The organism is Lactobacillus helveticus DSM 20075 = CGMCC 1.1877 (assembly GCF_000160855.1).
Classification (GTDB): Bacteria; Bacillota; Bacilli; order Lactobacillales; family Lactobacillaceae; genus Lactobacillus; species Lactobacillus helveticus.
In genome coordinates this window covers 1-24,714 of sequence record NZ_GG700766.1, presented here as the reverse complement: position 1 = coordinate 24,714, position 24,714 = coordinate 1, and the positions used below count along the sequence as shown (strand labels likewise).

General features: G+C 35.7%; 21 protein-coding genes and 2 pseudogenes. 6 read left to right on the top strand and 17 right to left on the bottom strand.

What is annotated here, in order from left to right; translation table 11 throughout:
* Positions 1-65 precede the first annotated feature (65 nt).
* Positions 66-1,070, top strand: coding sequence for a diaminopimelate epimerase (dapF, locus tag HMPREF0518_RS09140; protein WP_003628082.1), 1,005 nt, complete (start codon positions 66-68; stop codon positions 1,068-1,070).
* Between the two features lie 40 nt (positions 1,071-1,110).
* Here dapF and yjeM read toward each other — a convergent pair.
* From yjeM to rpsO, 8 genes and pseudogenes are all read right to left on the bottom strand, one after another.
* Positions 1,111-2,568: pseudogene (gene yjeM, locus HMPREF0518_RS09135) on the bottom strand (glutamate/gamma-aminobutyrate family transporter YjeM).
* A 176-nt stretch (positions 2,569-2,744) separates the two neighbouring features.
* Positions 2,745-3,335, bottom strand: coding sequence for a ribosome biogenesis GTP-binding protein YihA/YsxC (gene yihA / locus HMPREF0518_RS09130; RefSeq protein WP_003627952.1), 591 nt, complete (start codon positions 3,333-3,335; stop codon positions 2,745-2,747).
* Positions 3,325-4,599, bottom strand: a complete 1,275-nt coding sequence (gene clpX / locus HMPREF0518_RS09125; RefSeq protein WP_003627951.1) for an ATP-dependent Clp protease ATP-binding subunit ClpX — start codon at positions 4,597-4,599, stop codon at positions 3,325-3,327. Before clpX ends, yihA begins: the two co-directional genes overlap by 11 nt.
* A 129-nt stretch (positions 4,600-4,728) precedes the next feature.
* A complete protein-coding gene (gene tig, locus HMPREF0518_RS09120; RefSeq protein ID WP_003627950.1) occupies positions 4,729-6,060 on the bottom strand; it encodes a trigger factor in 1,332 nt (443 codons plus the stop codon).
* A gap of 144 nt (positions 6,061-6,204) precedes the next feature.
* Positions 6,205-7,395 carry an elongation factor Tu gene (gene tuf, locus HMPREF0518_RS09115; protein WP_003627948.1) on the bottom strand — a complete coding sequence of 397 codons (1,191 nt, stop codon included), beginning with the start codon at positions 7,393-7,395 and terminating at the stop codon, positions 6,205-6,207.
* A gap of 189 nt (positions 7,396-7,584) precedes the next feature.
* Entirely contained in the window at positions 7,585-8,418 is an 834-nt protein-coding gene (locus HMPREF0518_RS09110) for a tetratricopeptide repeat protein (RefSeq protein ID WP_003627947.1), read from the bottom strand.
* A gap of 2 nt (positions 8,419-8,420) precedes the next feature.
* Complete coding sequence (locus HMPREF0518_RS09105) at positions 8,421-10,193, bottom strand: ribonuclease J (RefSeq protein WP_003627946.1); 1,773 nt, start codon at positions 10,191-10,193, stop codon at positions 8,421-8,423.
* A 156-nt stretch (positions 10,194-10,349) separates the two neighbouring features.
* On the bottom strand, positions 10,350-10,619 hold the full coding sequence (rpsO, locus tag HMPREF0518_RS09100; RefSeq protein WP_003628079.1) for a 30S ribosomal protein S15: 270 nt from the start codon (positions 10,617-10,619) through the stop codon (positions 10,350-10,352).
* A 198-nt stretch (positions 10,620-10,817) separates the two neighbouring features.
* Between rpsO and rpsT the strand changes: the two genes are divergently transcribed.
* Positions 10,818-11,075 carry a 30S ribosomal protein S20 gene (gene rpsT / locus HMPREF0518_RS09095; protein ID WP_003627944.1) on the top strand — a complete coding sequence of 86 codons (258 nt, stop codon included), beginning with the start codon at positions 10,818-10,820 and terminating at the stop codon, positions 11,073-11,075.
* A 60-nt stretch (positions 11,076-11,135) separates the two neighbouring features.
* On the opposite strand, the gene holA is transcribed toward rpsT, so the two are convergent.
* The 9 genes from holA to typA form a co-directional block, all read right to left on the bottom strand.
* Positions 11,136-12,122, bottom strand: coding sequence for a DNA polymerase III subunit delta (holA, locus tag HMPREF0518_RS09090; protein ID WP_003627943.1), 987 nt, complete (start codon positions 12,120-12,122; stop codon positions 11,136-11,138).
* Positions 12,119-14,407, bottom strand: a complete 2,289-nt coding sequence (locus tag HMPREF0518_RS09085) for a DNA internalization-related competence protein ComEC/Rec2 (RefSeq protein WP_003627942.1) — start codon at positions 14,405-14,407, stop codon at positions 12,119-12,121. Before HMPREF0518_RS09085 ends, holA begins: the two co-directional genes overlap by 4 nt.
* Positions 14,376-15,077: a ComEA family DNA-binding protein gene (locus tag HMPREF0518_RS09080; RefSeq protein ID WP_003627941.1), complete on the bottom strand. Its 702-nt coding sequence runs from the start codon at positions 15,075-15,077 to the stop codon at positions 14,376-14,378. Before HMPREF0518_RS09080 ends, HMPREF0518_RS09085 begins: the two co-directional genes overlap by 32 nt.
* A gap of 77 nt (positions 15,078-15,154) precedes the next feature.
* Positions 15,155-16,189 carry a SepM family pheromone-processing serine protease gene (locus HMPREF0518_RS09075; protein WP_003627940.1) on the bottom strand — a complete coding sequence of 345 codons (1,035 nt, stop codon included), beginning with the start codon at positions 16,187-16,189 and terminating at the stop codon, positions 15,155-15,157.
* Positions 16,173-16,667 carry a pantetheine-phosphate adenylyltransferase gene (gene coaD / locus HMPREF0518_RS09070; protein ID WP_003627939.1) on the bottom strand — a complete coding sequence of 165 codons (495 nt, stop codon included), beginning with the start codon at positions 16,665-16,667 and terminating at the stop codon, positions 16,173-16,175. Before coaD ends, HMPREF0518_RS09075 begins: the two co-directional genes overlap by 17 nt.
* A 2-nt stretch (positions 16,668-16,669) precedes the next feature.
* Positions 16,670-17,218 carry a 16S rRNA (guanine(966)-N(2))-methyltransferase RsmD gene (rsmD, locus tag HMPREF0518_RS09065; protein WP_003627938.1) on the bottom strand — a complete coding sequence of 183 codons (549 nt, stop codon included), beginning with the start codon at positions 17,216-17,218 and terminating at the stop codon, positions 16,670-16,672.
* Positions 17,215-17,559 (bottom strand): DUF2129 domain-containing protein, encoded by a 345-nt coding sequence (locus tag HMPREF0518_RS09060; RefSeq protein ID WP_003627937.1) that lies wholly within the window; start codon positions 17,557-17,559, stop codon positions 17,215-17,217. The genes rsmD and HMPREF0518_RS09060 overlap by 4 nt, the downstream gene beginning before the upstream one ends.
* The gene (locus tag HMPREF0518_RS09055) at positions 17,556-18,737 is read right to left on the bottom strand and encodes an FtsW/RodA/SpoVE family cell cycle protein (protein WP_003628074.1); all 1,182 of its coding nucleotides are present in this window, start codon (positions 18,735-18,737) and stop codon (positions 17,556-17,558) included. The genes HMPREF0518_RS09060 and HMPREF0518_RS09055 overlap by 4 nt, the downstream gene beginning before the upstream one ends.
* Positions 18,738-18,832: 95 nt before the next feature.
* Positions 18,833-20,677, bottom strand: coding sequence for a translational GTPase TypA (gene typA, locus HMPREF0518_RS09050; RefSeq protein ID WP_003627935.1), 1,845 nt, complete (start codon positions 20,675-20,677; stop codon positions 18,833-18,835).
* Between the two features lie 251 nt (positions 20,678-20,928).
* Here typA and def point away from each other — a divergent pair, with 251 nt between their 5' ends.
* The 4 genes and pseudogenes from def to HMPREF0518_RS09030 form a co-directional block, all read left to right on the top strand.
* On the top strand, positions 20,929-21,483 hold the full coding sequence (gene def / locus HMPREF0518_RS09045) for a peptide deformylase (protein WP_003628072.1): 555 nt from the start codon (positions 20,929-20,931) through the stop codon (positions 21,481-21,483).
* 354 nt (positions 21,484-21,837) lie between these two features.
* Positions 21,838-22,059: a DNA-dependent RNA polymerase subunit epsilon gene (locus HMPREF0518_RS09040; protein ID WP_003627933.1), complete on the top strand. Its 222-nt coding sequence runs from the start codon at positions 21,838-21,840 to the stop codon at positions 22,057-22,059.
* Positions 22,060-22,065: 6 nt separating this feature from the next.
* A complete protein-coding gene (gene rnjA, locus HMPREF0518_RS09035) occupies positions 22,066-23,745 on the top strand; it encodes a ribonuclease J1 (protein ID WP_003627931.1) in 1,680 nt (559 codons plus the stop codon).
* Between the two features lie 44 nt (positions 23,746-23,789).
* Positions 23,790-24,714, top strand: a pseudogene (locus tag HMPREF0518_RS09030) (diacylglycerol/lipid kinase family protein); the annotation flags it as partial.

The following is a 24,714-nucleotide window of genomic DNA, read 5'->3' as shown; positions in this document are numbered from 1 at the left end:
AAAAGAAAAAGCAGACGAAGCAGTTAAGATTATCTATCATCAATTTTTTGCAAAGGAAGAAAATCATGGTTAATTTATTAAAAGTACACGGCTCACAAAATCACTTTTTTATTCTTGATCAAACTGAATTAAAGCAAAAATTGTCTGACGAGGAATTAAAGAAGCTAACTATTAAACTTACAGATCCAAAGACCGGACTCCTTGACGGTGCAGACGGTGTCTTAGTAGTCAATGATCCTGTCAGAGAAAATGCTTTAGCTCAAATGCGTGTTATTAACGCCGATGGCAGTGAAGCTTCTATGTGTGGCAACGGTCTTAGAACTGTCGCTCGTTATTTAAGCGAAAAGTACCAAAAAACTAATTTCTTGGTTGATACGATGAATGCGAGTCTCCGTGTCAGAAAAGACGATGACTTCGCATCAAACGTTCCTGCTTTTGCCGTTGAAATCTCGCCTGTTCATTTCAACAAAGAGGCTTTACCATTCGATAATTTAGGACATGCTCGATTAATAGACGACTTTGCTCCCGAACTTTATCAAGGTTTGCGTTTTTCTTCCATTGCCGTACCCAATCCTCATTTAATTAGTTTCGTTAATCAAAGACAAATCACTGGACCTATTTTAGGAATTATTGGCAAACGACTCAACGATAAAAATCCTTATTTTACTGATGGCGTTAATGTTAATTTTGCCCAAATTTTAGATAAAAATCGTTTATTTGTAAGGACTTATGAACGCGGCGTCGGCTTTACCAATGCCTGTGGTACTGGAATGTCTGCTACTTCATTAGCGTTTTGTTTAACCAAACCGGAGATAGCAGAATTTGATACGCCAATTAACGTGTATAATCCTGGTGGCATGGTTAAAACTATTGTCCATTATGAAAACAAAAATTATTGGATTGAACTTATTGGAAATGCCACATTTACTCATCAAATTTCTATTGATGAAGAATATTTAAGAAATAGTAACTTTGCTACTGCACAAATTACTGAGACTACTGAGCAAAATGCTTATGAAAGATTTGTCGATAATTTACCTAAATTCAACGACATTACAACTTTAGCGTAATCAAAAAGACCTGCTTTTTTGAAGCAAGTCTTTTTTGTTTTTAATCTAAATTAGTTAAACCATGTTTTTTCTTCGAAGTACGATAAAAGATATAGGCTATTAAACCAAAGAATATTGGGCCAAATCCAGTCCAGAAGGCTGTTGCATATCTATGTTCCAAAATTGGTTGTAGAACCGTAAATATGATTCCTGTGCAGACAATTATTTCTACAAACACAACTAACGCTACTGTCCATTTATAATTCGTAAATACCCTAAATTTACGTGGATAATCTTTCTTTAAGAAAAATGGAAACGCACCGATCAAGAAGATATACGGTGCTGTGGCTGCAACATTCCCCATATCAGTCAAAATCCGATAAAAGCTTGTTGCTGCACTACCGCCAAATGAAACTACTGCAATCAATAAGCAAACGAAAACAGTTTGGGCCCACATTGCATCGGCAGGGATGCCGTGCTTGTTTAATTTAGTAGCAGCCTTAGGCCAAAGTCGTGGATCAGACCCCATAATAAAGGACTTAACAGGTGAATACAGCAAAACGAAGAAAGCACCCATCATTCCCATCAATCCTGATAATGCGATCGCTCTCGTATAGATTTTGCCAATCATTAAGCTGGTTTGAGGATCTAAATTAAGCGCAGTCCCAAAAGCCTTACCTAAAGTACCATAAACCACATAAGTAATATTACCTGTATTGGCTCCAGTTTGAACAATATCTTTTTGATAATTAACTGAAAAACCGGTCATAAAGATCATTAAGACATAAGAGATAATAGTAAATAAACTACCAATAATTAAGCCCTTAGGGAAGTCCTTTTCTGGGTGCTTCATACTATCGATAACCCCACCAACAGTTTCCATACCACCATATGCAAATACCGCATAGACAACAAAGGAAATAATGGTTATCGGCGTTTGGAAATCTTTATTAGGTGAAATAATAAAACTCTGCCAGCCAGTGATTGGTTGAGCGAATTGTCCATGATTCATAATAATAACTAGTAAACTAGATAGAATAAAAATCAAGTTCATGCCAATCATAAACCAACCACCAATTGAGGACATGATCTTAATTCCGGTCATCCCTCTTGATGATAAGTATGTAGATACAATCATGAATAAGATAGCCAGCACACCTATTTAATGGAGTTCCGCGCAAGCCAAATAAATCCCAGCTTTGCGTTGTATCTTTACCAAAAATTAGCGCTGAGATCGAAATCCAAAGCCTTGAGGCGCTAGATACTAGCCATAATACCCATTTTGGCCAGCCATACAAAAGTCCCGATAAAGGCCCATTTTTCACCAATAGAGCCAGCAAGCCAAGAATAAATCCCACCTTTAGCATCATGAAAGGCTGAACCGTATTCTGCCATAATTAATTCAGCTGGAAAAAAAAAAACATATTCCGGCTAAAATAAACCAAATAATTCCGGCATAAGTCATTTGCCGATATGAAACTGAGACATTACCAAAACCATAAACCGTAGTAATAATCATCAAAACCAGGCTTAGTGTAGTTAATATCTTTTTCTGCGTTTTATTATCATACAAGATAAAGCCTCTACTTTCTTTACTACACTTTCAATTTTAGCACCCTTTCTTTTAAGCAAATTTATTCTAATAAGCATCTCATAAGAAAAAGCTGCTAACCTAAGTTAGCAACTTCTTGCTTTTTATTTACTAATTTTTTCTTCAATCCAGTTACCTAATTCTGCAACATGTAATTTAGTTACAGAACTAAATGTCAAAACCGTTACATAATCATAATTAAGATCTATGTTCTTTTTCAAACGGGACATTGCTTTATTTACTTGGCTCTTTTTTATTTTATCGATCTTCGTACATACAACTAAAATAGGCAAATTCAGATATTGAGCATAATTATACATTGCAATATCATCTTTAGTTGGTTCATGACGAGAATCAATTAAAATTACTAAACCCTTTAAGTTAGGTCTTGTTTCCAAATAATCTTGGATCATTTCACCAAATTCTTGGCGTTTCTTTTGTGAAACTCTAGCATAGCCATATCCCGGTACATCTACAAGATAAAACTCATCGTTTATTAGATAGAAATTTAAAGTTTGTGTTTTACCAGGCTGTGAAGAGGTTCTAGCCAAGTTTTTTCTGTTAAGTAGCGTATTAATCAAGCTTGACTTTCCCACGTTTGAACGGCCTGATAATGCAATCTCAGGCAAATTATCCTTGGGATACTGATCTTCTCTAACTGCACTGACAGCATAATTACTACTTTTAATTATCATTCGCGCCTACCCGTGCTTTACTACTTTCTTTTTTATCCTTTTTACGAATAACTTTAGGTTCAGCATGACGTATGATTACATCTTTAGTTACTTCGACAGCTTCAATATCTTTTTCACTTGGAGTCTTGTACATGATATCCATAATTGAGTTTTCAATTATAGTTCTTAAACCACGAGCACCCATGTTTCTTTGAATTGCCAAGTCAGCAATTGCCTTAAGTGCACCATCAGTAAATTTAAGATCAACGCCATCAAGTGAAAGCAACTTCTTGTATTGCTTAACTAAAGCATTCTTTGGTTCGGTTAATACTCTAACCAAATCTTCGCTGCTGAGGTTATCTAAAGTTGTGATAATTGGAATTCTACCGATAAATTCAGGTATCATCCCAAACTTAACTAAATCTGCTGTAGTCAAATGACGAGTCCAATCATCTGCGTCAATTTTATCAACGTCATTTTCGGCGCCAAAGCCAATTGTCTTCTTGCCTAATCTATTCTTAACGATCTGTTCAATACCATCGAAGGCACCACCCACAATAAATAAGATATTTGTGGTATCTATCTTGATCATTTCTTGTTGTGGATGCTTACGACCACCTTGAGGTGGAACTGAAGCAATAGTACCTTCCAAAATCTTCAATAATGATTGTTGTACGCCTTCACCTGAAACATCACGAGTAATTGAAACATTCTCAGATTTCTTAGAAATTTTATCAATTTCATCGATATAAATAATGCCGCGTTGAGCACGTTCCAAATCGTAATCTGCATTTTGCAATAATTTGAGCAAGATGTTTTCTACATCTTCACCAACATAACCAGCTTCAGTTAATGTAGTTGCATCGGCAATTGCAAAAGGTACATTTAAGATTCTAGCTAAAGTTTGAGCTAAATAAGTCTTACCTGATCCAGTAGGTCCAATCATTGCAATGTTAGATTTTTGTAATTCTGTAGAAGAATCAACGTCCATCTGACTAATTCGCTTGTAGTGATTATAAACAGCAACAGACAATACTTTTTTAGCACGATTTTGGCCAATTACGTATTGATCAAGCTGTTTCTTAATTTCCATTGGTTTTGGTAATTCAATTGCAGTCTTAACAGAATCTGCACGCAGTTCATCATCAATTATTTTCTTAGATAAGTCAACGCATTCGTTGCAAATATAAACGCCATTGCCGGCGATCATCTTTTTGACTTGGTCTTGAGTTTTACCACAAAAAGAACATTTAATCTCTTCTTGATCTGTAAACTGATTTGCCATTATATTTCCTCCCTATACCTACCAAAATAGATTATCATAAATTATTATATTTTGATAAATATTAAGCTTATATATCAAAAAAAGCGGCCTAAAGCCGCTTTTTAATCGGAAATCAGTAATAATTTTTTATTACTTGTTTTCCTTCTTGTCTTCTGCTTCTTTTGCTTCAAGCTTTGCCTTAGCAACTTGCTTAACATTATCAGTAACAAGATCCATAGCCTTACGTACAGTGATGTCGTGACTTAACATATCATCTGATAAGGTGTTACGTATAGTCTTTTCATCCATGTTGTATTCAGCAGCAAGGTCCTTGATTTCCTTATCAATTTCTTCCTTAGTTGCCTTAAGACCCTCTTTTTCAACAATAGCTTCAAGAACTAAGTTAGTCTTAACTCTTTCAGCAGCGTTCTTAGCAAATTGTGAACGTAATTGTTGTTCATTAGTGTTAGTCAACTTGTAGTAAGTTTGTGGATCGATACCTTGACGTTGCATGTTACCTAAGTATTGGTTCAATTGAGTATCAACGTCGTCTTGAATCATTGCATCAGGAATTTCGTCAACAGTAGCGTTCTTTACTGCACCTTCAATAGCTGCTTCTTGAATAGCATCGTTTGCAGCTTGTTCCTTTTGATCCCTCAATTGCTTCTTGATCTTGTCTTTTAATTCATCAAGAGTATCTACTGAATCGTCAACATCCTTAGCAAACTCATCGTCTAACTTAGGAAGTTGCTTTGACTTAACTTCGTGAATCTTAGTTGCAAAGTGTGCTTCTTTACCAGCTAAATCCTTTGCACCGTAATCCTTAGGGAAGGTTACAACAACATCAACATCGTCACCTGCTTCGTGACCAATAAGTTGGTCTTCAAAGCCAGGAATGAATGCACCTGAACCTAATTCAAGTGAGTAGTTTTCAGCTGAGCCACCTTCAAATTCCTTACCATCGATAGTACCCTTATAATCAATGGTTACAGTGTCGCCCTTAGCTGACTTACCCTTCTTAAGTACAAGTTCAGCATTTTGTTCACGACGCTTGTCAAGTTCAGCATCAACGTCTTTTTGGTATACACGAGTATTTTGCTTTGGAACTTCAATACCCTTGTAGTCGCCTAACTTAACTTCTGGTTCTACAGTAACAGTAGCCTTCATAGTCCAGTCCTTGTCTTTATCCAGTGATACTGGAACAATTTGAGGTTGACCAACTGCAGCAATACCTGCTTCCTTAACAGCAGCAGAATATGCATTTGGCAATACAATGTTTAAAGCATCTTCATATAATGCTTCTTCACCATAGTATTGATCAAAGATAACACGAGAAACGTGACCTTTTCTAAAACCAGGAACATGTAAGTTTTTCTTAACTCTTCTAAAAGCTTGATCCAAACCTAATTTAATTTCATCTTTTGAAATATCAAAAGTAAGTTCACCGGTTGTTTTACCGGTCTTTTTCCATTTTACAGACATTAATAAAATACCTCCAATGTCAAGTTTGAGTTTGCTTCTTGCATACTAAGTTATCTTACCTTAAACTGGCACAAAAAACAAATCTAAAAGAAAAAAGATGCGCTCCTGTGAAGAAGTGCATCTTTTTTGCTATATCGTTAGAAATTAGTCAAGGATTTCAGTAACCTGACCGGCACCAACGGTACGACCACCTTCACGGATGGTGAACTTAGTACCCTTTTCGATGGCAGCTGGCTTAATCAAAGTAACAGTGAATTCAGTGTTATCACCAGGCATAACCATTTCAGTACCTTCTGGCAATTCAATTTCACCAGTAATATCAGTGGTGTGGAAGTAGAATTGTGGACGGTAGTCTGAGAAGAATGGAGTGTGACGTCCACCTTCTTCTTTCTTCAAGACATAAACTTGAGCCTTGAATTTATTGTGGGTTTGGATTGAGCCTGGAGCAGCCAATACTTGACCACGAACAACTTGGTCACGGTCAATACCACGAAGCAATACACCAACGTTATCGCCGGCTTCACCTAAGTCCAAAGTCTTGTGGAACATTTCCAAACCAGTAACAACTGACTTAAGAACCTTGTCTACCAAACCAACGATTTCGACTTCATCGCCGACCTTAACAGTACCACGGTCGATACGACCTGAAGCAACAGTACCACGACCAGTGATAGTGAATACGTCTTCAACTGGCATTAAGAATGGCTTGTCAGTTTGACGTTCTGGAGTTGGGATGTATTCATCAACGGTGTCCATCAACTTAAGAATTTGTTCTTGAGCTTCCTTGTCGCCTTCTAAAGCCTTCAAAGCTGAACCACGAACAACTGGAATATCGTCACCAGGGTAATCATATTCAGTTAACAAGTCACGAACTTCCATTTCAACCAAGTCGATCAATTCTGGGTCGTCAACTAAATCGCACTTGTTCAAGAATACTACGATGTAGTTAACACCAACTTGACGAGCAAGCAAAATGTGTTCACGAGTTTGTGGCATAGGACCATCAGTTGCAGCAACAACTAAGATGGCACCATCCATTTGTGCAGCACCGGTAATCATGTTCTTGATGTAGTCTGCGTGGCCTGGAGCGTCCATGTGAGCGTAGTGACGATTTTCAGTTTCGTATTCTACGTGGGCGGTGTTAATAGTGATACCACGTTCCTTTTCTTCTGGTGCAGCATCGATTTGTGAGTAATCTTCAGCCTTAGCTAAACCCTTTTCAGCTAAAACAGTAGTAATAGCCGCAGTTAAAGTGGTCTTACCGTGGTCAACGTGACCGATAGTACCAATGTTTACGTGTGGCTTAGTTCTAACGTAATGTTCTTTTTCTGCCATTAAAATGACCCTCCTGTAAATTTGCAAGAAGTCCGTTGAGATAAGTTAACGGATAATTCTCTGTTGAATATTGTACTACTTTCTTCGGCAATTGCCTAGTAAAAAAGCTTAAGCTAATTTGCCTAACGAAAATATCCTTTGCTAATTATACTAAATACTTTGAAAATGTAAACCTTTTTTACCTATTTTTTAATTTGGAAGTTTCTGATAAATTCTTTCAAATAATTTTTGATGAGTTCTACCATCTTTTTGTTGCAAATAAGCTACCAAATCACTGGCAAAACTATCAGGTTCATCTACATAATTATTCAATTTGGGATACAAACTGCCCAACACTAAATTGGTTTCACCTATCATTAAAGGCAATTGACTGGGGTTATGACTAAATTTTGCTCCAATAGCTGAAATTATTTCTCTATATTTAGGATCCTTTTCTAAAAGCAACGTATCTGCAGGTACAAACTCAGTTAAATCATCTATAACCCATACTTTAAATTTATCTTTTAGCTTCAATCTAATAAGATCCTCGCAAAGTGATAAACGTACGGCAAAATCAGAAACTGGTTCTAACAAAATACTTTGAGCAAAAGTTGTAAAATTAATTAAATTTAATTTATGCAAACTTTCATAATCCATTTGGTTAACCTGCTTTTTTGCTTTAAAAGATTGCATAATTTGTTTTTGCTTTTCTTCAGAAACTGGCTGCACTTTAAAAGGCAGTTTTAATCCTGTAATTTCTTTTAATTGCAAAGCTTCTATTAAGAAGTTATTTTCTTTTAAAACTTTACAATACATGCGATATACTTGCTTATCAGAAAGAAGATCAGGCTCTTCTTTAATTAAAGCATAGGCCTGATCTTCTTGTTTATTTGCACAATAGAGATCACATAGCTTCAAGATCACATCTAATGAATGCTCTCCCCGCAATGCTTCTTCTAAATTTTGAATTGCTGCAGCAAGATCTCCCTTGTGCTTATTTTCTTCAGCAAGTTTCAATAAATTCTTTTGACTTACTGATGTCATAATTAATCTTTCTTTTCTTTATTATTTCTGGTTTTATTATTTGACGAATGCGTCTTATTGTTTTCCTGTTTTTTCTCATTGCGCTTTTGCATTGCACGATGACGATTTTGATTTACTTCCATTACAACTGGCAAAATAACTGGGCGCCGATTTGTCTTCTTATATAAGAATTTTTCCAAATCGCTACGAATATCTTGCTTTAATTCTGTCCAGTCAAACTTCTTGTGTTCGAAATTGCTGTTAATCGCCTTTTTGATTACCTCAATTGAATCATTCATCAATTGTTTATTAGCTTTAATGTAAACAAATCCGCGACTAGTTACCTTAGGTTCTGCAATAATCTTTTTTTTCTTACGATCAATCGTAACTACAGCAATGAAAATACCATCATCGGAAAGCACTTCACGGTCACGCAAAACAATATTGCCCACATCACCAACGCCTGAGCCATCGATCATTGTGTCTTCACCAGGAACAGGATCAGATAAGTAGAAACGCTTCTTCTTAAAGTCGTAATCTAAGCAATCACCGTTTTTAGTAATGTAAATATTCTTAGGACTCATTCCAGTCTTGATAGCCAAACTGCGAACAATTTCTAACAATCTATATTCACCAATAACTGGGATCAAAAACTTAGGCTTTAAAGTATCGATCAATAATTGAATATCACGACCGGTTGCGTGACCACTAGTATGCATGTTGCGACCTAACTGAATAACCGTTCCGCCTGCTTTATAAACTAAGTCACTAGTCTCAGCCACCATAGTTTCAACTGCATGAGATGGAGTGGTAGCAATAAAGACTAAATCACCATCATGAATAGTAATCATGCTGTGACGTTTTTTAGCCATCTTTTGCAAAGAGTTAAGTGGTTCGCCCATTCGGCCAGTCTCCAAAATAACCGTTTGATTATCAGGCACTGTCTTTAAATCTTTAACTCTCATCAAAAGGCCATCTGGAACGTCTAAATAGCCTAATTTCATTGAAGTTCTAACGATTTTAGCCAAATCACGACCAGTTAAGAGCACTCTCTTGCCAGTAGCTTTTGCTGCATTCAAAACTTCTTGTACACGATTCAAATTAGAAGCCTTAGCTGCAACAATAATTCGACCTGTTGCATTCCTAAAGACATTAGTTACAAAGTTACCAATATCTTGTTCTGAAGCATTAGGATATGAAGCTTCGGCATTTGAAGAATCACTTAAAAGAGCAAGAACTCCTTTTTGTTCGATTTCTGCCAAACGATCCATATCAGTACGATAATTATCAGCAGCTGTTGGATCGAATTTGAAATCACCAGTATAAACAATTTCGCCTGCTGGAGTATGTACATCAATTCCCAATGAATCAGGAATTGAGTGTGTAGTATGGAAGAATGAGATACTTGCATTCTTAAAATCGATTTCAGTATCTGCATCAATCACATGGAACAAACTGTTCTTGCAGTGCTTGTTTTCGCGTTGAACATCAATCTTAGCAAGTTCAATACTTAATTGAGAACCAAAAACTGGAATATCATACTTACGCAAAATATATGGTAATGCACCAATTGAATCAGCATGCCCATGCGTCAAAAAGATTCCTGCTACTCGATCACCATATTGTTCAAAGAAATCAAGGTCAGGAATTACTACATCGATACCAAATAAAGAACTATCAGGATACTTTAATCCGGCATCAAGGACAAAAATTTCATCATTAACTTGAACGGCGAACATGTCTTTACCTTGTTCACGCACACCACTCAAGATCATAATCTTTAGTTGATTAGCCATTATATTTCCTTTTCTATATTAAAATTTTTAATTTTTTATGGATCTAAAAGATCACAACGTAAAAATATCTGTTTCAATTTTAGCATAAAGAAAGAAAATATGACAGATGCAAAAAAGCCAGCCCCACGGGCTGGCTTTTTATTGCTAATTAAAAAATTAACGACGAAGACCTAACTTCTTGATCAATTCACGGTAACGGTTGATGTCGTTGTTTTCTAAGTAACGAAGCAAGTTACGACGGTGACCAATCTTCTTAAGCAAACCAACGTATGAGTGGTGGTCGTGCTTGTGACTCTTCATGTGGTCAGTCAAGTTGTTGATGTCTGCAGTTAAAAGAGCAACTTGAACTTCAACAGAACCAGTGTCACCTTCATGAGTTGCGTATTCTTTAATAATGTTATCTTTTTCAGTCTTTGAAATTGCCATAAAAATTTCACCTTTCATAAATTAAATTGCCATTAACAACGTTTATCGTCGGTGTGAGCGGGTAAACAGCGTTAACGGTTCACTCGAACTATATTACACAATATTTTTTAAAAAAGCAAGCTCAAATTATCTTGCATCCCAAGTAGTTCTTAAGTATAATGGATGAAGTAAATTTCTAAATCATTGGAGGTGAATTTCATGCCACAAATCAAATCAGCTATCAAACGTGTTAAGACGCAAAACGCTGCTAACAAACGCAACGCTTCTGAATTGAGCAAGTTAAGAACTGCTGTTAAGAAGTTCAAGAACGCTGTTGAAAGTGATAGTAAAGAAGACGTCTCCAAATTGCATTTAGAAGCTGTTCGTGCTTTGGACAAGGCTGCTTCAAAAGGCTTAATCCACAAGAACAAGGCTGCTCGTGACAAGAGTCGTTTAACTAAATTAGCAAACAAGTAATTTTACTTATTACTAATCAAAAAGAGAGAAGTAACTATGTTTCTTCTCTCTTTTTTTGCCTTAAACAGATAATACAAACAATTTTAAGAAATTGTCTTCATGATATATTCCATTTTTATAATTAAACTCCAACTGAATTGCTTTTTGCAGCAATTGTTCCAGCTCAGGTACGGTTAATTTGTTTCTCAATGCTAACTTCACTCTATAAGGATGAACACCTAGTTCTTTAACAATTTGAACTTCACTTCTGCCTCTTTGAGCTAAAATTTTTACCACTAAAATTAATTCTAATTGATTTTCAAAAACTGCTAATAGCTGAATCGGATTTGTGCCCTCTCTTAATTGATTATCAAGACGCTCAATTGCCTCTTGATAATTTTTATTTAGCGCAGCTTCTAAAATAGCAAAAATATTTTGTGCTAATGACAGATCTACATTTTGAATAACGGATTTTTCTGTAATCTTATTATCATTAGCTGCCATCTTAAGCTTTTGATAGTTGCTTAAAATGGTATCAATCACTTGATCACTGCGTTCAATCAACAATTGTAAGGCTGATTGAGTAATAGTGTAGCCTTCAGTCTTAATTAGCGACTTGACTACTGCTCCTACCTCGTAAGAACGAATAGTTGGCTCAACCACATTGAATTGCTTTAAAACTGTCTTAGTCAGCTTTTTGCGGCGATCCAGCTTATCATATGAAGCAACGATCACCACTACATCTTCTAGTTCATTTAGGTTATCAAATATTTTTTGTAAATCATCAATCTGCTTCTTCAGCTTTTTTGGCACCTTTTCAGTCAAGAAGAACGGATTTTTCACTAAAATCAATTTATTTTCACTAAATAAACTCGATTCTGTCAAACTGGCAATCAGTTCATCCAAAACATCATTTTCGCAATCTACACTGACATGTTCTAAATCTTTAAACTGATCTTCTTTAATATATGAATTAGCTAAATAATCATTGAGAAAATCATCCCCACCCCAAATTAAAGTATGGGGATTATTATTATTTGTATTCTTAAACAAAGAAAGTAAGGTCATCTTTTACCCCGCTTTAAAAAGTAACTAAATTTTGGCTTTTGCATTCCACCATAGTACCAGCTAATCATACCACAGTCTTGGGTTGAAACCCATGGTATCTGTTGCTCGCTGAGCGTCGTTAAAGTCTCTTGATGCGGATGTCCAAAACGATTCTTACGTCCCGCTGAAATAAAAACCTTTTGCGGATGAATTGCTCGCAAGAAATCTGGATTAGACGAAGTCTTACTACCATGATGTCCCAACTTAAAATAAACAACAGATAAATTTGATTTCTGCATAATTTCTTTTTCGCCATCTTGACCTAGGTCACCTGTGAAAAGCCAATTTTTATTGGCAACTCTAAAAAACAAGCTTAAGGAATCTTCATTTTTTCCTTCTCCTGGCTGATACGGATAAACAACGTTAAATTTGATTTGCGGCTCCTTTACTTGCATCTCGGCCAATAACTCTATTAACTTGGTATGTTTAACTCGCCCATTTAATCTTTTTTGAAAAGAAGTATTATTAATTAACCCTTTTGCCATAAAAAGTCTTTTTACGTAAATCTGTTCCAGCAACGGCCCCAAATCACCAACATGATCTGCATCCTGATGAGAAACAAATACCCCATCAAGCGTACTAATCCCTAAACTCTTTAAAAAAGGAATTGTAATACGGTTGATTTGCGGCGTCATTTTTTTACCAGAGAAATTCAATTTTCCGCCTGTATCAATCATATACGCTCTGCGCGGAAACGGAGTAGTAATCAAAATACTGTCACCCTGACCTACATCAATAAAGGTCACCTGCCCTCGCAACGGGAAATGAATCATGCTAAAGAACAGAAAATACGTGCCAATTAAACTACAGCTCAGCTTCTTTTTATTAATCTTCCATTCTGTTTTTTCTCTTAAAGCAATAATCAGCAAAACAGTCAGCAATATCAAAATCAAACACTGCCACCAATTTATTTTGCCAAATGTTAACAAACCTAATTTAGTATTAGATAAATTGCCAATTGCTTTTTCACCTAACTCTAAAACTTGCTCAAAAAACGGAGCTAGCTTTTTAGTAAAGCCAAACAGCAAGACATTAGCAAAAGCAATAGGCATCACAACCCAATTAAAATATGGAACTACCATCAAATTAAACAGAACAGTAAGAAAATTAACTTGATAAAAATAAAACAATAATAAAGGTGTCAGCAATACATTTAATAAAATTGATTGTGACATTTTGCCAAATTTATTTGTTAACTGCAGTCCTTTGGCTAACAAGTAGCTCAAAATCGCCCCCGCCATCATAAATAAACGTGGCACAAATATAATATGCAAAATGCAGGCTAATCCCAATATATCAATTCCAGCTACCCGATAGCCCTTGAACTTGCAAATTTTACCCAAAAAATACGTTAAACTTGCTCTGACAAACCCTGCTTGCCCATAGCTTAAAAAGATACCTAACAACAATACTATGCAGCAACAAAGAAATGCTTCTTCATCCGTCATTTTCAAATAAAAGCAAATCGTACTAATTATCAAGACGTATAGTCCAACGTGCAAACCTGAAATACTCAATAAATGAACTACGCCTAAATCACGATAATTGTTCAAAATCTCTTGGTTTTCTTGCGCATTATTTTCACCTAGGATTAATTCACTAGCAAAAAAGCCCAACAATTGCGGCATTTTTTGAAAATAATTTTGCAAATCGAATCGTATTTTATGTAAATTAGTTAAAACACTATTAGATCTCATAACCCGCAGATTACAAGTAGAATATTTTATTTTTTGGATAATCCCTTTTGCGGCATAATAATTTTGATAATCAAATTCACCAATATTAGTCGCAGGTTCAATTTTTCCGCATTCACCTTTAATTTGACTGATTATTAGTGGCAAACCCTTTTTTAAATCTTTTTCTTGTTCGCTTGTAACTTTGCCGCTTATTAAAATCTTCCCTCGTTGAAAATGCCCAATACCAGTTAAATAATCATCTTTGACATGAACCTGATCTGGATAAATTTTAATTTGACTTTGTTCAGTTAATTCAAACGATGCCTCTCTTTTATTTAAAGTAATCACGCCTATAAACAAGCTAACCAATATTAGAACTAGTTTTAAACTTGTAGCATATTTTTTCAGCAACAATACAGCAAAGTAGCCAGTAATCAGAATGCAGATAATTTTTTGACTAAATGATTCACAAACAAAGGCTAGAAATGAAACTGCAATCAGCAACAACGCCGTCAACAAATAAAATCCAACATCATTTTTAAACAGTAAGTTGATCTTTGAGGCTTGCAAAGGTCTTCTCTCCTATACCTGATACTTGCATCAAATCCTCTACTTTTTTAAAGGGACCATTTTGTTCACGATAGGCAATAATTTGTTCTGCCTTCTTTTCTCCTATCCCTGTCAATTTCTGCAAGCCAGCTACATCAGCTGTATTTAAATTTACTTTTTCTCCACTTTCTTGGTTTGAAGCTGAACTATTTGAAGACGTTGAAGTTGAATTAGTACTTGTACTTGTACCTGTCCCTGCAGTTGCCGCACTTTCTACTTTTTCGCCTTTATACGGAATATGAATCTTATCCTGATCTTTTAACAGAATAGCCCGATTAATCGCCTTTAGTTGTACTTTTCCCGTAGTACCACCAGCGGCTTCAATTAGCTCTTGCAACCTAGCCCCATTTTTCAAGGTATAAACACCTTGGTGTTTAACAGCTCCTGAAATATCACAGGTTACTGTTTTAGAATTAGTTGTAGCGGAATTTGATGCACTGCTTGCCGAATTGACTTTAGCTGATGCGCTGGTATTGGCGCTGCTAGATTGACTCATTTTTTGAGCATTATCATATGAATCTTCTGCTCCATCTCCTTTTTGGAGCCACAGTCCTCCTACTAGCAGTACAACTGCCACAATAAAATATAACTTCTTTTCCAACACGAATTCTTTGATTTTTTCAAAATCCATAAAATTTCACCTCTACTATTTAATACGCAAAAAAAGCCCAGAATTTTTTCTGGACTTTAAATTTTTTGCAAAAATTTTTAGTAGTGTGCTTTTAAATAGTTAATTGCATCATCAAAAGTATCGACTGGAACTATTTTCATTTTTGTATGAATCTTTTTGGCAGTTCTTTTGGCAACAGCATAATTGGTCTCGCTCTTTTTCACGCTGGATGAATCGGTTGGTGCAAAAAAGACTTCCGCACCCTCTCGACTAGTTGCTACTACTTTTTTATCTACACCGCCAATAATACCCACCTTACCAGTTGGCGATATTGTACCGGTACCTGCAATTTTATGACCATGACTGAGATTCTGCTTACTAAATACTTCATAACTTTCTAAAGTAAACATTAATCCAGCAGAAGGGCCACCGATTTCACCAGCATTGATTGTTAATTTAGGCTTAGTTTTGACTTCAACATGTTCAACTAACTGAATTCCAATTCCTGGTTTATTGGTATCCTTAACCTTAACAACTTTACCAGTAAACTTTTTCTTTTGTTTTCCTCTTAAAACTGAAATAGTTATCTTAGAACCGATTTTCTGTTTGCGCAAATAAGACATCATTTCTTCTGTAGAATGAAAACGATGACCGTTTGCGCCTAAAACAGTATCGCCTATTTGAAGTTTATGTTTAAAGCTAGAGTTTTTCTGAACTTCCATCACATAAACTCCTAAGTACTGCAAGCTATGCTTTTTACCTGCTTTTTTAGCTGCATAATAAATGGCATTTTGCTGACTAGTTTCCATATACCAATCTTGCAATTCATTATATTGAGCATTAGTTTGGCCACCCAATAGTTCCTTACTTGGAACGCGTTCATCATACGGTTTGGTATAACTCCACAAATACTGCAAAATAGACGCAGGTCGACTAGTCACACTAACAGTAACAAGATAAAAATTATCTGGCTTTTTATTTTTAGACTTAATAAACTGACTAACTGGAACAGCTTCACCTGGAGATTCAATAAAATAATCAGTCGGCCAAAATACTAATATACCGACAACTAAAATGGCAAGAAGCGCAAGTAGCCAATTTCGTAGTTGATGCTTTTTATTCTGCGTATTCATTACCTAACTTCCTTCTTAAAGCTTTAGCAGCTTTTTCAGGTAAAAATTGACTAACATCTTTATCAAACTTAGCCAATTCTTTAATCATACTGGAAGCTACAAATGAATTTTCTGGACTGCTGAATAATAAAATCGTATTGATATCTGGAGCCAAGCGCTTATTAATCCCAGCAATTTCTTGTTCATAACGAAAATCGGCACTATTACGAACTCCACGCACAATTGCCTTAGCGTTCAATTCATGTGCTAAATCAACTGTAATTTCATCAGGCTTTTCTAACACCTCAATATTAGCCACATCTTTTAATGCATCCCTAGCAAAATCAGCTCTTTCTCCTGGAGAAAACAGATAATGCTTAGAAGTATTAGTCATTGCTACCAAATAAACTTTTTCAAAAATTTCAGCTGCTTTTTTAGCGGTTTCTATATGCCCATTTGTAATAGGATCAAAACTTCCTGGAAAAAGTGCAATAGTCATTTTTAATCCTTTCGATATATTCTTACAATCGTTTTACCCAAGTGATGTTCCTTAATTAAAGAAAAACCGCTGATATCACCTAATTCAGTATGATCATCAGTTTCTGCTACTATAGTAGCGCTTGAGTTTAACAACCCTAATTTATTCATTTGCAACATATCTTTTGCAATTTTTTCCTTAGCATATGGTGGATCTAGAAAAACCAAGTCAAATTTTTCTTGGTTTTCTGCAAATAACTTTAAAGCAGCATTGCTGCGCATGTTATAAACACTGAAAAGATTTTCTTCTTTAGTTAAAGCAACATTCTTTTTAATGATAGAACATGCAGCATGATTGATATCTACCAGACTAGCATGATCATAACCTCTTGAAACAGCTTCAATTCCTAAAGCACCACTGCCGGCATATAAATCCAAAACATTACCGCCATTAAAAAATTGGCCTAATGAATTAAAAAGAGATTCCTTAACCTTATCGCTTGTAGGACGTGTTTTATTACTCTTTAAAGTAAACAAATTTCTTTTAGCATATTTTCCTGAAATGATTCTCATTGCATTTGATCCTCATTCTTCTCTTGTTCAAGTTGTAACTTTTTCTCTGCTTCTTTAGCCATTTTAACCAACTGTCCTTCAATATGTTGGCTATCTAAATTGACCTTTTCTTCAGGAGAAATTTCGACATAATTTACAAAATCTAGTTGGACTATTTGATTTTTCACATCTTTAGCTTCTTTGCGATTTACGTATAAAATGCAATATTTCATTTTTTTAGAGAAATAAACTATATCGCCATAATGACGCAATTTGTACTGATCACTGACAGATTTTAGATAAATAATTAATGCAACACGCTTAGTTAAATGTGTATTTTCTATTTCTTGATTAATACTCACGCTACTGTTTCATCCTTTTCTTTGAGCATTTTTTCATTTGCAGAGACATTTAAAACTAATCCAATCGCTGCGGTTAACACAATCATAGAAGAACCACCATATGAAATAAACGGCAGCGTTACCCCAGTAATTGGCAATAGCCCTAATACGGCCCCTATATTAAAAAATGCTTCGGTAAAAATAATTGTGGCAACACCAAAACAAATTAAGGCGTCGAATTGAGAAACGGCATGAATACCAACATTCATGATTTCCAGCATTAGATAGAATAATAATCCTACTAATAAAATAGTTAAAATTACCCCTATTTCTTCCGCTGTGATTGACAAAATAAAGTCAGTATATGGCTCTGGCAAGTAGCCTCTTTTTTGCATACTATTACCTAGTCCAACTCCTAATATTCCGCCATTATGGATAGCATAGTAGGAATTTACTAACTGTGCTCCACCTTTTCTTTCTAGTTCAAACGGATGCAAAAACGACATTAATCGTTGGAATTGATAACTCTTTTGCAAAAATTCAGGATTCCAAATAATGATTAAAAGCACCACAAGCCCAATAAAAAGTGCGATGCCGATTAACCAAGTCAAAGCTAATTTAGCTGGTATGCCTGATACCGAAAACATTACCAGAGTAATCATAAAAAGAATTGCTGTACCACCTAAATCGGGCTCAACAATAACTAAGCACATTAAAAATGCGGCTAAGATGGCTGGATGAGATAAATTAGTCTTAATTCTTCCTCTAGTAAATTTTCCATCTTGCCGATCTAAAACATAAGCTAAGTAAATAACTAATGCTAATTTGGTAACTTCCAGTGGCTGCAAATTCATAAAACCTAAATTAATCCAACCCACAGCACCATTAACTGCCGCCGAACTATGAAAGAGCCGCAAGAAAACTAGCCATACCAGCATCAAAATACAAATAATTAAAAAGCCCGCAACAAATTTAGGACTTTTAAATACTTTTATTTTTAATGCAAAAAATGGAACACCAAAAAATAAGAAGGCCACTACAGCATAAATTGCCTGCCTAATGCCGTAAACATTTGGTTTAAAACCATTAACTAATAAAATATCTGAACTTGCTGAATAAACCAAAACTATCCCCAGTACTACCAAAATTAGATACGGGATAAATATACGATAGTTAAGGTATCTTAATTTTCGACGCACGAGCGTTGCCCCTTTTATGAAATAATACTTTTTCATTATAAAACAAAAAGGCCACCACTTCTATTAAGTGATGACCTTTTTAAGATTATCTAAAATTAATTAGCACGGTTACGCTTCTTATCAGCCTTTTGACGTTCTGAAGTGTTCAAAATCTTCTTACGTAAACGAATTGATTCCGGAGTTACTTCACAGTATTCATCATCGTTCAAGAATTCGATAGCTTCTTCAAGAGTCAAAGTTCTAGGGGTCTTGATTGCAGCAGCATGGTCCTTACCTGCAGCACGGGTGTTAGTCAAGTTCTTACCCTTAGTTACGTTAACAGCAATATCACGTTCACGTGATGATTGACCAACGATCATACCTTCGTAAACTTCAACACCAGCGCCGATGAATAATTCACCACGTTGTTCAACTGATTGAAGTGAGTAAGTGGTTGATTGACCTTGATTAATTGATACCAAAGCACCATTACGACGACCTGGGTTCCAATTCTTAACTACTGGCTTGTATGCTTCAAAGGTGTGGTTCATGATACCGTAACCACCAGTTTGTGACATGAATTCGTTGTTGTAACCAATCAAACCACGTGATGGAACTAAGAATTCAAGACGAGTTTGACCGTTACCAGTTGATTCCATGTTCTTCATTTCACCTTTTCTTTGTGAAAGAGAATCAATAACTGAACCAACGTATTCATCTGGAGTATCAATTTGTACAGATTCAAATGGTTCACACATAGTACCATCGATCTCACGGTAAATAACCTTAGGACGTGAAAGTTGTAATTCGAATCCTTCACGACGAAGCTCTTCAACCAAAATTGATAGGTGAAGTTCACCACGACCAGAAACAGTCCATGCATTCAATTGATCAGTAGGTTCAACCTTCAATGAAACATCAGTACGAGTTTGACGAATCAAACGGTCTTCAAGCTTCTTAGGTGTTACTTGATCACCTTCACGACCTGCAAATGGTGAGTCATTGGCTGCAAAGTCCATTTGAAGTGTTGGTGGATCAATCTTAAGAAGTGGTAATGCTTCTGGATGTTCTGCTGAAGCAATAGTTTCACCAACATAAATATCATTAATACCACTAATGGCAACAATGTCTCCAGCCTTAGCTTCCTTAATTTCGTTACGCTTCAAACCGAAGTAACCGAATAACTTAGTAACGCGGAAGTTTTGAGTAGAGCAATCGCGCTTCATAACAGTGATGTTGTCTCCAACCTTAACCTTACCACGGTAAATTCTACCAACACCAATTCGACCAACGTAGTCATCCCAGTCAAGCATTGTGATTTGGAATTGCAAAGGCTCATCTGAATTGTCGATTGGAGCAGGAATATTCTTAATAATGGTATCAAAGATAGGATCCATAGTTTCCTTTTGAGTACTTGGATCTGCATCGTATGATGAAGTACCATTCAAAGCTGATGCGTAAACAACTGGGAAGTCAAGCTGTTCATCGTTAGCACCTAATTCGATGAAGAGTTCAAGCACATCATCCAAAACCTTCTTAGGACGAGCACCTGGACGATCAATCTTGTTCAAAACAACAATTGGCTTTACACCAGCTTCCAAAGCCTTCTTCAAAACAAAACGAGTCTGTGGCATTGGACCTTCATAAGCATCAACCAAAAGCAATGCTCCGTCTACCATGTGCATAACACGTTCAACTTCTCCACCGAAGTCGGCGTGACCTGGTGTATCCAAGATGTTGATAGTAGTATCCTTGTATCGAACAGCAGTATTCTTAGATAAAATAGTAATACCACGTTCACGTTCAATAGCGTTTGAGTCCATAGCACGATCTTCCAGATCCATATGTTCTGGCAAAGTATCGGATTGCTTTAATAATTGGTTAACCAAAGTAGTTTTACCGTGGTCAACGTGGGCAATGATAGCGATATTTCTAAGATCGTCTCTTCTTTTTTCTGACAAAAGTATTCCTCCCCACTCTTCAATAAAAAAACTGTGACTCTGTCACAGTTTCGGTAACGCAGTTGCGCCTTATCGAAGTGCTTCTATTTCTGATCTGTATAGTTACGTTAGTGAATTTTACCACCTAACTGCACGCAGGTCAACGCTTAACAATAAGTTAACTTTTAATTGTTTTCATCTAAAATCAAGCAAAATCGCTTGAAATATGGTAAAAATATATTAGATAAGTTTTTAAAAAAGGAGTAATTATTTTGATCTTAATGAAAGATATTGTGCGTGACGGTGATCCCGTTTTACGTCAAGTTGCTAAGCCTTTAACTTTTCCGCTTAGTGACCATTACAAGCAATTAGCAGAAGACATGATGGAATATTTAGTTAATTCACAAGATCCAAAGATCGCTGAAAAGCATCAACTTAGAGCAGGTGTTGGATTAGCTGCACCTCAAGTTGGTGAAGGCGTACAAATGGCTGCGCTTTTAGTTCCTGATGATAAAGGCGAAATCATCTTTAAGGAAGTTTACGTTAACCCAGAAATTGTTTCTGAATCTGTACGTCAAGCTTGCCTTAGCGAAGGTGAAGGTTGCCTTAGCGTTGACAAAGTAATTAATGGCTATGTACCACGTCCAGACAAGTTAACTATTCATTACTACACTGTTGATGGAGAAGAAAAAACTATTCGCTTGAAAGATTATCCAGCAATTGTTTCTTCTCATGAAATCGATCACCTTAACGGTCACCTCTTTTATGACAGAATTAATAAAAAAGAACCATTTGCACTTAAGGAAGACACAGTAGTTATTTCCTAAATGTTATTTAAATCAAAAAAGAGTCTGCATAAGCAGGCTCTTTTTATATTATAATAAAATAAAACCACTGAGTGACTGGACCAGTGGTTCATACATTGGGAATGAATTAAGAAGACTGAAGAGACTTCTTGTAGCGAGTAAATGAGTTTATTCATTATTCACTACAAGACCATAGTACAACTAATGTTATTTTACGTCAATGATTATCACATGAATTTCTTAATAATTTTCAAATGAAAATCGATCTAAACATATTTATATACTTAGCTTTACAAATATGATAAAATTTTTATTAGCTATGGAGTGAATTCACTCTAAATTGAACGTTTATACATTAATTAAGGAGAATCATTTATGATTTACAAAGTTTTGTATCAAAAAGACAAAATTGTCAACCCACGTAGAGAAACCACTCAAACTCTTTACATGGAAGCTGACAACATGGTCGAAGCAAGAAGTACGGTTGAGGACAATACCCCCTACAACATTGAACTCATCCAAGAATTAACAGGCAATTCTTTAGCTTACGAAAAAGAACATGCTGACTTTAAGTTAACTAAGTTCGATAAGAAGTAATAAAGAGTGCGAATTAAAAATAATGAAGTAGCCGTTTATGCAATCGGGGGTTTGCATGAAATCGGTAAAAATATGTATTGTGTGCAGTATCAGGATGAAATTATCATCATGGACTGTGGTATTAAATTCCCCGAAGACGATTTATTAGGTATTAATTACGTTATTTCTGATTATTCATACCTAATTAAAAACCGTAAGAAGATTAAAGCTCTTGTAGTTAGTCACGGACATGAAGACCACATTGGTGGTATTCCATTTTTATTGGAAAAGATACCTGAAATTCCTGTTTATGCAACTCCATTTGCCCTTTCATTAATCAGAGGCAAGTTAGAGGAACACGGAATTTTAAAGACTACCGAACTACATGAAGAACATGAAGATACGGTTTTAAAATTTAAGAAACTCTCTGTTTCTTTCTTCAGAACCACTCACTCCATTCATGATACTTTAGGAATTGCCGTTCATACGCCACTTGGTGCTGTAGTCTTTACTGGTGATTTTAAGTTTGACTTAACACCTGTAATGAATCAACCTGCACCAGACTTTCAAAAAATGGCTCAACTAGGTAAAGAAGGAGTACTTGCACTTCTTTCAGATTCTACTAACGCTGAAGTTACTCAGTTTACCAAATCTGAAAGATTCGTTGCACAGTCACTTCATAACATTATTACTGGTATCCATGGGCGAATTATTTTCGCAACATTTGCCTCTAATCTTTATCGTGTATCAACAGCTATTCAAGCCGCTATTGATATCGGTAGAAAAGTTGCCATTTTTGGACGTAGTATGGAAAACGGCGTTGCTAATGGTATTGATTTAGGATACTTAAATGTACCCAGAGATTTAATCGTTAATGCAGAAGAAATCAACAAATTACCACCAGATAAAGTTATGATCCTATGTACTGGATCACAAGGTGAACCATTAGCAGCTCTTTCAAGAATTGCCAATGGTACTCACAGACAAATAACTTTACAGCCTGGTGACACAGTTATCTTCTCTTCTAACCCAATTCCAGGAAACACATTGAGCGTAAACCACTTAATTAATAAATTAATGGAAGGCGGCGCTAATGTCATCCATGGTCGTGTTAACAACGTCCACACTTCTGGTCACGGTGGTCAAGAAGAATTAAAGATGATGGTGCGTTTATCTAAACCTAAGTACATGATTCCAGTTCACGGTGAGTATAGAATGCAGGTTATTCATACGCAATTAGCTCAAGAAGCTGGCGTACCTGCAGAAAATACTTTCGTGTTGTCTAATGGTGAAGTCGTATGTTTTGGACCTAACGGAGCTAGAATTGCTGGTAGAATTCCAGCAGACGATGTTTATGTTGATACTTCAGGTACTGCAGATGTCGGTAATGTTGTTGTCCATGATCGTCAAATTCTTTCAGACGAAGGATTGGTTGTGGCAGTAGCAACTGTTGACTACAAACATAAACGTGTCTTAGCTGGTCCTGATATTCTCAGTCGTGGTTTCGTCTACATGCGTGAATCAACTGAGTTAATCAATCAGGCTCAAAAACATGTCTACCACGTACTTAGAAATGAAATGGCTAAATCAGACAAGCCTAAGGAAAGTGATATTAAGAAAGCAATTTCTGAAAATCTTTCTGATTTCCTTTATTCTAAGACTGAACGGCGACCAATGATTTTGCCAATCATTATTGAAAAGAAATAAAAATTAGACTCCTTCGGGAGTCTTTTATTTTGAATATAAGATATATGAATAAAAAAATTAAAGTACATTTATTAGTTAATGAAGTAGCTGGTAACGGAAATGCAGTTGCAGCTGATTATTCCTTGCAAAAAGTATTAAAAAATTTAAACATTCCATTTAGTCATCAAAAAAGCCATTATCCTGGTGAATTAATCAAATTAGCTCAAGATTATGCTAATACCAATCCTACACCCAATGACATTTTAATTGTCGTAGGTGGAGACTGATCTTTTAATGAAGTATTAAATGGTATTAAAAAATCAAACTTTCTTGAGACTCCTATCACCTATTTACCGGCAGGAACAGGAAACGATTTTGCGCGAGGAGCTGGACTAACAAACGATCCATTGCAACTAGTTAATAACTTATTGCAGGATCCTGAACCAGAACGTGTTGATTGCGGATTCTTTACCTCAAACATTGATAAAATGCCTCAAGGTTATTTTGTTAACAATTTCGGTATTGGATTTGATGCATTTGTTGTTCATCAAAGCAACAATGAAAAATTAAAAAAGAAACTAAATCACATTAATTTTGGCAACTTAATTTACGGCTTAAACATTATCAAGACTCTGGCAAAACAAGATACATTCACAGTGACCATAAAAACCGCAAATGAAACTGTTCGCTATGGGAATGCTTATTTTGTCACTACAACTAATCACCCATACTTCGGTGGCGAAATTGCTATTTTGCCTAAAGCCAATATTTACAGTCACCAGTTAGATACCGTAATTGTTGAAAAGCCCAGTTTATTCAAATTTATTCATCTTTTTGGCAAATTATTAAAAGATGGATCGCACGTTAATGCACCCCAATTTCACTACATAGAGGCTAAAGAAATTCAGGTTACAACTCAAAAACCGGAATTTGCTCAAATTGATGGCGAAGATTATGATACTCAAGATTTTAAGTTAACATTTAAAATAG

What these genes read in the sequence shown, in the direction of transcription:
- HMPREF0518_RS09080 (WP_003627941.1), bottom strand. Translation starts at nt 15,077, where the DNA reads ATGGATTTTGAAAAAATCAAAGAATTCGTGTTGGAAAAGAAGTTATAT.
- HMPREF0518_RS09110 (WP_003627947.1), bottom strand. Translation starts at nt 8,418, where the DNA reads ATGACATCAGTAAGTCAAAAGAATTTATTGAAACTTGCTGAAGAAAAT.
- rsmD (WP_003627938.1), bottom strand. Translation starts at nt 17,218, where the DNA reads ATGAGAATCATTTCAGGAAAATATGCTAAAAGAAATTTGTTTACTTTA.
- HMPREF0518_RS09105 (WP_003627946.1), bottom strand. Translation starts at nt 10,193, where the DNA reads ATGGCTAATCAACTAAAGATTATGATCTTGAGTGGTGTGCGTGAACAA.
- tig (WP_003627950.1), bottom strand. Translation starts at nt 6,060, where the DNA reads ATGTCTGTAAAATGGAAAAAGACCGGTAAAACAACCGGTGAACTTACT.
- rpsT (WP_003627944.1), top strand. Translation starts at nt 10,818, where the DNA reads ATGCCACAAATCAAATCAGCTATCAAACGTGTTAAGACGCAAAACGCT.
- tuf (WP_003627948.1), bottom strand. Translation starts at nt 7,395, where the DNA reads ATGGCAGAAAAAGAACATTACGTTAGAACTAAGCCACACGTAAACATT.
- holA (WP_003627943.1), bottom strand. Translation starts at nt 12,122, where the DNA reads ATGACCTTACTTTCTTTGTTTAAGAATACAAATAATAATAATCCCCAT.
- rpsO (WP_003628079.1), bottom strand. Translation starts at nt 10,619, where the DNA reads ATGGCAATTTCAAAGACTGAAAAAGATAACATTATTAAAGAATACGCA.
- HMPREF0518_RS09040 (WP_003627933.1), top strand. Translation starts at nt 21,838, where the DNA reads ATGATTTACAAAGTTTTGTATCAAAAAGACAAAATTGTCAACCCACGT.
- yihA (WP_003627952.1), bottom strand. Translation starts at nt 3,335, where the DNA reads ATGATAATTAAAAGTAGTAATTATGCTGTCAGTGCAGTTAGAGAAGAT.
- coaD (WP_003627939.1), bottom strand. Translation starts at nt 16,667, where the DNA reads ATGACTATTGCACTTTTTCCAGGAAGTTTTGATCCTATTACAAATGGG.
- dapF (WP_003628082.1), top strand. Translation starts at nt 66, where the DNA reads ATGGTTAATTTATTAAAAGTACACGGCTCACAAAATCACTTTTTTATT.
- clpX (WP_003627951.1), bottom strand. Translation starts at nt 4,599, where the DNA reads ATGGCAAATCAGTTTACAGATCAAGAAGAGATTAAATGTTCTTTTTGT.
- HMPREF0518_RS09075 (WP_003627940.1), bottom strand. Translation starts at nt 16,189, where the DNA reads ATGAATACGCAGAATAAAAAGCATCAACTACGAAATTGGCTACTTGCG.